The organism is Streptomyces sodiiphilus (genome assembly GCF_039529215.1).
Classification (GTDB): domain Bacteria; phylum Actinomycetota; class Actinomycetes; order Streptomycetales; family Streptomycetaceae; genus Streptomyces; species Streptomyces sodiiphilus.
The window spans coordinates 1-6540 of record NZ_BAAAMJ010000062.1; the positions used below are offsets into that span (position 1 = coordinate 1).

A 6540-nucleotide genomic window follows, 5' to 3' on the forward strand; every position below is an offset into this window, starting at 1 on the left:
CACCGCACGCGACCCCCACTGCCGGTTCCCCACCTGCTCGATGCCCGCCCACCGCTGCGACCTGGACCATGTGCGGCCCTTCGACCACCAGCGGCCCGCTGCGGGCGGGCTGACGGTTCCGGAGAATCTGATGCCGTTGTGCCGCCGTCATCACCGGCTCAAGCACACACCGGGCTGGCGCACCCACCGCGACCCCGCCACCGGCCGCGTCACCTGGACCACCCCCACCGGCCACACCCACACCACCGAACCCCACCACTACCCCACCCACCGGCCGGCGACCGCCCCCACAGCCGGTAAACCCCAGGCCAACACCTGTCCCGCGCAACCGGACACCCCCACCCCCGAGCCGCCCCCCTTCTGACCGCTTCACCGGTGCTGTCGTCCGCGACCACCGTCGGCACCGGCCATGCCAGGCTTGTCTCCATGACCACCGAGGACTGGGAACAGCGGATAGCCCACGCCTGGGCGTCCTTCGACCGCTACGACGAGCACGAGTTCCGCGCCCGAATGGAGAAGCTGGCCGCCGAACTCCCGCCGGACAGCGGCCCCGCGCTCTTCGAGCGGGCCTGCGCCCATGACTCCACCGGAGACCCCGAGCGTGCCGTCGCCCTCTACGAACAGGCCCTCGCGCAAGGGCTGACCGGCGAGCGCCGCCGCCGGGCAGTCATTCAACTGGGCAGTTCCCTGCGGAACCTGGGCCGGGCCGAGGAGAGCGTCGCCCTGCTGACAGCCGAGCTGGAACAGCCCTCCGACGACCTGGACGACGCCGTCCGCGCCTTCCTGGCCCTCGCCCTCACCGACACCGGCCGCGAACGCGAAGCCGTCTCCGTGGCCCTGACCGCCCTCACCCCCCACCTCCCCCGCTACCACCGCTCCCTGGCCGCGTACGCACGTCTCCTCGTGGAGCCCGCACCGGACGGCACCTGACGGGCGGCCCGCCGGTCCGCCTACAGCCCGGCGCCGGTGCCAATGTCACCGCCACTGGATGACAATCCGGTTGAGGGAGTTGTCGAAGGCGAACCGGCCGGGCTGCGGCGTGAGCGGTTCGGTATCGAGCGACTGGATCTCGAATCCAACTTTCCGCCCCCGGTACTCCCGGTCCCAGATACGGATCTCCCCGACGACCCGCTCGGCCAGTCCGGCACTGCCGGGGCCGTGGCCGATGACGCCGAACTCGTACAGCGCCGTGCCTTCCGGGGCTGTCCCGGTGGCCTTGCGGCGGGTCAGGTAGGTGAGCGCGTCCTTGTCGAAGGTCGCGGTGGCACTTGGGTAAGGGGCTGTGAGCAGGCCGCTGTCCAGGGCTTCCCGCTGTGCGGGCATCCGGCTCAGCCCGTTGGGAAGCACGCAGGTCAGCCACAGTTCCAGCCACTCCGGAGACTCCGGGCCGCGTAGGGTCACTCCGGTCCACGCTTCGGTGCGGGGCTGGTGGAGTACGTCGGTCAGAGCTTCCGGGTCCACGTTCTGGTCGCCGTTGGTCACCAGGGTCACGCTGCTGTCCCCGGTCAGTGGGACACAGCGCCGAGGGTCGTCGGCGATACCCCGGCGCAACGGCATGAAGGTGTTCATCTCGCTGCTCACGCTGCGCCAGGCACCGTCCTGCCGCTCGAAGGCGATCGAGCGGGAGACGCTGCCGCGCAGCCGGAGCGGCGTGAGCAGACGCCCGTCGGGAGCGAGCTGGTCCAGCCAGGCGTGGGGCAGCCCGTGAGCGCCGACGGTGGCAACGATCCGGTCATAGGGGGCGTTGTCGGCGTGGCCCAGGGCGCCGTCGCCGAGGAGGACGGTGACGTTATCGATGCCGGCGGCGGCCAGCCCGGCGCGGGCGCCGTCCACGATGTCGTCATCCACGTCGATGGTGGTGACATGGCCTTCACCGCCGACCAAGTGACCGAGGAGCCCGGCGTTGTAACCGGTGCCGGCCCCCAGCTCCAGCACTTTGTGGCCCGGTCGGACGTCGAGCTGCTCCAGCATCAGGGCGACGATGGCGGGCTGGGAGGCGCAGCTGATCGCGGTGCCGTCGGCATCGAGCTTGGTGTTCACCGGCGCGTTTCCGTACGCTTCCTCCAGCCGCGCGTCCGGAACGAAGAGGTGCCGGGGCACATTCCGCATCGCCTCTTCGACGCGGGGCGTGCGGATGTCTCCGCTCCGGACCAGGAGCTCGATCAGCTCGTTGCGCAGGCGTTCGGCGGGGTTTGCCTCAATGGTGTCGCTGTTCACCTCGTCGACCGTAGTGCGGTCGGCGGGCCGGGGGCGCGCACCGCGGAGGTATGAGGCACGTGCGTCACCTCTGGGTGTTCTCGCCGAGGGTGAGCTTCAGGGCCAGGGCGGAGTGGTCGGTAAGTCCCTGCTCGCGGGGCTCGTGGTCGTCGATGCCGCTGTTGCCGAGAGTCCGGACGACGAATCGCACGATGGTCACGCCGCCCCTCCGCTCTCACGGCTTTGCTTCTGCTGCGGCGCGGATTCCTCGACCGCAGCGGCTTCGACGAGGAGATAGAGAATCGACTGGACTGCCGTCGCCAGCGCGCACACGTGAGCCCGTGCCTCGCGATGGGTGACCGGCAGCACCCGTTCCTGGAGCCGCCGCGCACGCCCGATGGCCCGCTGCTCCTCTTGCGAGGCTGATACGCCGGCCTTCTGCCGCAGCACCGGAACGAGCTGCATCAGGTGCTCGCGCAACCGGGCGTCGAGCTTCGCCAGCTCTCGACCGCTCAGATAGGCGCCGTCACCGAGGACGCCATCCAGCGTTCGGTACACCTCGTCCAGCGAGATCACCTGTCCGCTCGGTTCCCACTCCCGCAAAGCGGCCAGCAGTCGTTTCAGCACCTCACGGCTGTGCGGCGACTGCCACTTGTTTGCCCGGACCGCGAGGTCGGGAGCCCGCTGGATCAGCCGGGCACCACGAGCCGAGGGCGTCGCCACCATCACCGGCTCCCGCCGGCCGACAGCGTCGGCCGGACAGCCGGACCCGTGCTCATCTGCGCCGTGGAACCATCTGTCGGCGGCCCTGTCCTTTCACCGGCGCAGTTGACGCGGAACCACACCGACTTCCCGCTCGGGCTCGGTTCGATGCCGAAGCCTCCCGCAAGAGCCTGGAGCAGCGGCAACCCCCGGCCCGCCTCGGCCAACTGGTCGGGAACCCCGACCGTCGGAAGCCGCGGGTCAAAGTCCGTCACCGTGACACAGACACCATCCACTCCGGCCTGCACAAGCAGCCGGACCTCCTTCGCGGCAGCGTGCCGGAGCACATTCGCCAGCAGCTCTGTGATGCCGAGCAGCACCACAGTTTCCGCCTGCACCATCCCCCAGCACCGCAGCTGCGAACGGGCGATATCCCGGATGGGCCCCAGGCATCGCTCGGTCACCGTCAGTGTCATCTCCCACTGGCTGCGGAAGGTGCATGAACGGGCGGGCCTGGACCAGTCCGACGAGTCCTGCTCCACCGACCGGTTGAGAAGTTCGGGCATCGGGAGTTCCATTTCTTCAGCGAGGGGTTCACGGAGCTCGGTGTACTGGGTACGAGATACTCAACTCCCATTTGACCCTGAGGGATCGCTTGCATGCAGTGCGTGATGGCAACTCCGCGGGAGTTGTCATCAGCACAAGGAGAAGACATGCCGCAGCCACCGAAACAGCTCGACGCATCCGCCTCTCCAAGGGAGTGGTTCGGAGCGGAATTGCGCCACTGGCGCATGAACGTCGCCGGCCTGTCCCTCCAGCAACTCGCCGCGAAAGCGCACGTCAGCCGAGAGGTCATCCGCCGTATCGAGGTCGGCGACTACAACTGCCGTCTGGAAACCGCCATCGCCCTTGACCGCGCGCTGAACACCGGGGGCGTCCTGGTACGCGGCTTGGGTCACGCCTTCGGCGACAGGAAGGGCCACCGCGATGACAACTTCTGTGCCACTGCGCCCTCTTCCGGCGCCGTCACACCCCTCCGTGGCCCCATGCTTGCAACGGAAACACTGACCGCACAGGGGAGCAACGAACCGGTGGACCGACGTTCATTCCTCGCCGTTCCCGGCCTTGCCGCGCTCGCGGCCACTCCCGGCGCCGGCCGACTGCTCTCGCCGGCCCAGCCCACCCACCTGCCCAAGGAAATCCAGCCCTCCGACATCCAGGAACTCATCGAGGCAGCTACCTTCCTCTCCCGCCTCGACCACCAGTACGGCGGCGACGGCATCGTCAAACAGACCGCTTCCACCGCGATGATGTGGGCCGAGGACCTGCTCCACGTCAGCTGTGCGCCGGGTCTCCGGCAGCAACTCTTTGCTGCCGTGGCACGCTTGGGCGTCGTCGTCGGCGCCAGCCAGTTCGACGCCTACGCCCACCAGGACGCTCGGCAGACCTTCCGCTTCGCCGCTGCCTGCGCCGAGGAAGCGAAGGAGTGGCACCTGCGAGCCAAGTCCTACTCCTTCCTCTCCCGCCAAGCGGTCTGGATCGGAGAGCCGGACGAAGGGCTCACCTTCGCCGAACTCGGCCTGGCGCGTGCCGATCGCCTCACTGCCACGGAACGCGCCATGCTCCACACCGCCCGGGCCCGTGCCTTCGCCAAGATGGGCGAGGTCCAGCAGACCCTCTCCGCAGTCGGCGACGCCGACGACGCCTTCGCTCACACCCACCCGCAGGAAGACCCGCCCTGGATGGCCTACTACGACGAGGCCCAGCACAACGGCGACACCGGCCATGCCCTCTACGACCTCGCCCTCAGGGGACATGACCCCACCCGGGCGGCACGGCGCCTCATCACCGCCGTCAAGGGACACGGCGACCGCTACGCCCGATCTCGCGCCATCAGCCGCACGAAGCTCGCCTCCCTGACCATGGCCACTGGAGACCCCGACCAGGCCGCCCACATCGGTCACCAGGCCCTCTCCGAGGTCGGCAACCTCCACTCCCGCCGCGCCGTCGACGACATCCGCGAACTTGGCCGCTTCGCCGCCTCGCATCGCACCAACGGAAACGCCGTCTCCCTGCTGGAACGCGTCAGCACCACGGTTCCCGCATGACCGCCGGCTCACACGACGAGACCCTCGCTGTCCTCACCACCGCATGCGCGGCTGTCGGCCTGGACCCCTCCGGCGCCAAGCCGATTCGCTTGGCCGAGAACGCTCTCTGGCGGCTTCCAGGCGGCATCGTCGCTCGTATCACCAGAGCCGGTCAGCACCAGCCGACCGAACGCGAACTGCGCCTCGCCCGGTGGCTCTCCGCACAAGGACTCCCCGTTGTCCGCCCGCTCCCCGGCATCGAAGCACCGGCCACCGCCGCCGGGCGCCCGGTCACTTTCTGGGAAGAACTCCCGCCCCACACCAACGGCACGATCCCGGACCTGGCCACCCTGATCCGGCAACTCCACAGCCTCCCTCGCCCGGACTTCCCCGTCGGCCGCCTCGATCCCTTCGTCCGCATCCGCGACCGCATCGACGCCGCCGTGACTCTCTCCGACACCGACCGTGACTGGCTCCGCGACCGCCTCGCCGACATTCAGTCCGCCTGGGCATCCCTCCCCGAGGGCCTCCCGGAATGCCTCGTCCACGGCGACGCCTGGACCGGCAATGTGGCCTGCCCCCTCGCCGGCGGCCCGGCCCTCCTCATGGACCTGGAACGCTGCTCAGTGGGCCGCCCCGAGTGGGACCTGGTCTCCACTGCCGTCAAACTCACCACCACCGGCACCATATCGAAGACCGAGTACGAGAGGTTCTGCACCATCTACGGACACGACGTCCTGAACTGGCCCGGCTACGACACCATGCGAGCTGCCCGAGAACTGCGCATGACCACCTACGCCGCCCAGCACGCCGCCACCAACCCCGCCTGGCGCCCCGAAGCCCAACACCGCCTGGCCTGCCTCCAAGGCCACAACGGCCCCCGCCCCTGGAAGTGGATGGGCATCGTGTGAAGCGGGTTCAACACAGGCACCTCCTGGCTCCCGAGGAATCGTCCGCTGGATGTGAAGCCGGATCGGCGGCCACTGCGGAGACCTCGCGGATGCTGCCGCCGGCGCCGTGCGGCGGGATCCGCTCGGAGTGCGGCTACTGCTGTTCCCTGACCGCATACGCGTCTCCTGGGGGAAGCCGCACCGGGCGGGAACCGGCGGCGAGCGGCCCGCTGTTCCGCCTACACGCGACGGACCTGAACCATGTAGGGCCCGAGCCCGGCGTTGTTCGGATCGTCGGTCGTGCCCCAGAGGCCCGCAAGGACGGTGACAGGACCTGGCAGACATTTCGCACGACCAGTACTTCGAGCCCACCCCGTGACTCGGACAGCACCGAGGGCGCCCAACGACATCTTCCGGACCTTCGGCAAGCAGATCAAGCCTGCTGCGGGACAGGCTGGCCGGTCCCCTTGCGGCATTGCCCCAATGTGGGTACGAGATCACCGACAGAGACTTCGCCTCCTGATACCCGCACGATGGCCGCCCCGGACTCTCGCCAGCCCCAACTCGACACATCCAGGCTCACCGTGTCTACAGCAAGGGTATCGATCCAGACTCCGGGATACTAACCTCGGGCTTTCATGAAGTGGGTTGTCCGAAGGGTGGTC

7 protein-coding genes and 1 pseudogene are annotated in these 6540 nt (G+C 69.0%); 4 read left to right on the plus strand and 4 right to left on the minus strand.

The genetic code is table 11. The annotated features are described in order from the left end of the window. Together ABD299_RS21500 and ABD299_RS21505 are read left to right on the plus strand one after the other, a co-directional pair. A partial coding sequence (locus ABD299_RS21500; RefSeq protein WP_344265234.1) for an HNH endonuclease signature motif containing protein occupies nt 1-364 on the plus strand: 364 nt, incomplete at its 5' end. A gap of 62 nt (nt 365-426) precedes the next feature. Then, entirely contained in the window at nt 427-930 is a 504-nt protein-coding gene (locus tag ABD299_RS21505; RefSeq protein WP_344265237.1) for a tetratricopeptide repeat protein, read from the plus strand. A 45-nt stretch (nt 931-975) separates the two neighbouring features. Here the strand turns inward: ABD299_RS21505 and fxlM are convergent. From fxlM to ABD299_RS21525, 4 genes and pseudogenes are all read right to left on the minus strand, one after another. Continuing rightward, a pseudogene (gene fxlM / locus ABD299_RS21510) lies at nt 976-2241 on the minus strand (methyltransferase, FxLD system); the annotation flags it as partial. Between the two features lie 40 nt (nt 2242-2281). Further along, nucleotides 2282-2416, minus strand: coding sequence for a hypothetical protein (locus ABD299_RS21515; protein ID WP_344265240.1), 135 nt, complete (start codon nt 2414-2416; stop codon nt 2282-2284). Continuing rightward, on the minus strand, nt 2413-2922 hold the full coding sequence (locus tag ABD299_RS21520) for a DUF6415 family natural product biosynthesis protein (protein ID WP_344265243.1): 510 nt from the start codon (nt 2920-2922) through the stop codon (nt 2413-2415). Before ABD299_RS21520 ends, ABD299_RS21515 begins: the two co-directional genes overlap by 4 nt. Continuing rightward, a complete protein-coding gene (locus ABD299_RS21525; protein ID WP_344265246.1) occupies nt 2922-3476 on the minus strand; it encodes an ATP-binding protein in 555 nt (184 codons plus the stop codon). Before ABD299_RS21525 ends, ABD299_RS21520 begins: the two co-directional genes overlap by 1 nt. Nucleotides 3477-3611: 135 nt before the next feature. Here ABD299_RS21525 and ABD299_RS21530 point away from each other — a divergent pair, with 135 nt between their 5' ends. Together ABD299_RS21530 and ABD299_RS21535 are read left to right on the plus strand one after the other, a co-directional pair. Beyond that, nucleotides 3612-5006, plus strand: coding sequence for a helix-turn-helix transcriptional regulator (locus ABD299_RS21530; protein ID WP_344265249.1), 1395 nt, complete (start codon nt 3612-3614; stop codon nt 5004-5006). Beyond that, on the plus strand, nt 5003-5896 hold the full coding sequence (locus ABD299_RS21535; protein ID WP_344265252.1) for a phosphotransferase enzyme family protein: 894 nt from the start codon (nt 5003-5005) through the stop codon (nt 5894-5896). The genes ABD299_RS21530 and ABD299_RS21535 overlap by 4 nt, the downstream gene beginning before the upstream one ends. Nucleotides 5897-6540 lie beyond the last annotated feature (644 nt).

What these genes read in the sequence shown, in the direction of transcription:
- ABD299_RS21505 (WP_344265237.1), top strand. Translation starts at nt 427, where the DNA reads ATGACCACCGAGGACTGGGAACAGCGGATAGCCCACGCCTGGGCGTCC.
- ABD299_RS21520 (WP_344265243.1), bottom strand. Translation starts at nt 2,922, where the DNA reads ATGGTGGCGACGCCCTCGGCTCGTGGTGCCCGGCTGATCCAGCGGGCT.
- ABD299_RS21525 (WP_344265246.1), bottom strand. Translation starts at nt 3,476, where the DNA reads ATGGAACTCCCGATGCCCGAACTTCTCAACCGGTCGGTGGAGCAGGAC.
- ABD299_RS21530 (WP_344265249.1), top strand. Translation starts at nt 3,612, where the DNA reads ATGCCGCAGCCACCGAAACAGCTCGACGCATCCGCCTCTCCAAGGGAG.
- ABD299_RS21535 (WP_344265252.1), top strand. Translation starts at nt 5,003, where the DNA reads ATGACCGCCGGCTCACACGACGAGACCCTCGCTGTCCTCACCACCGCA.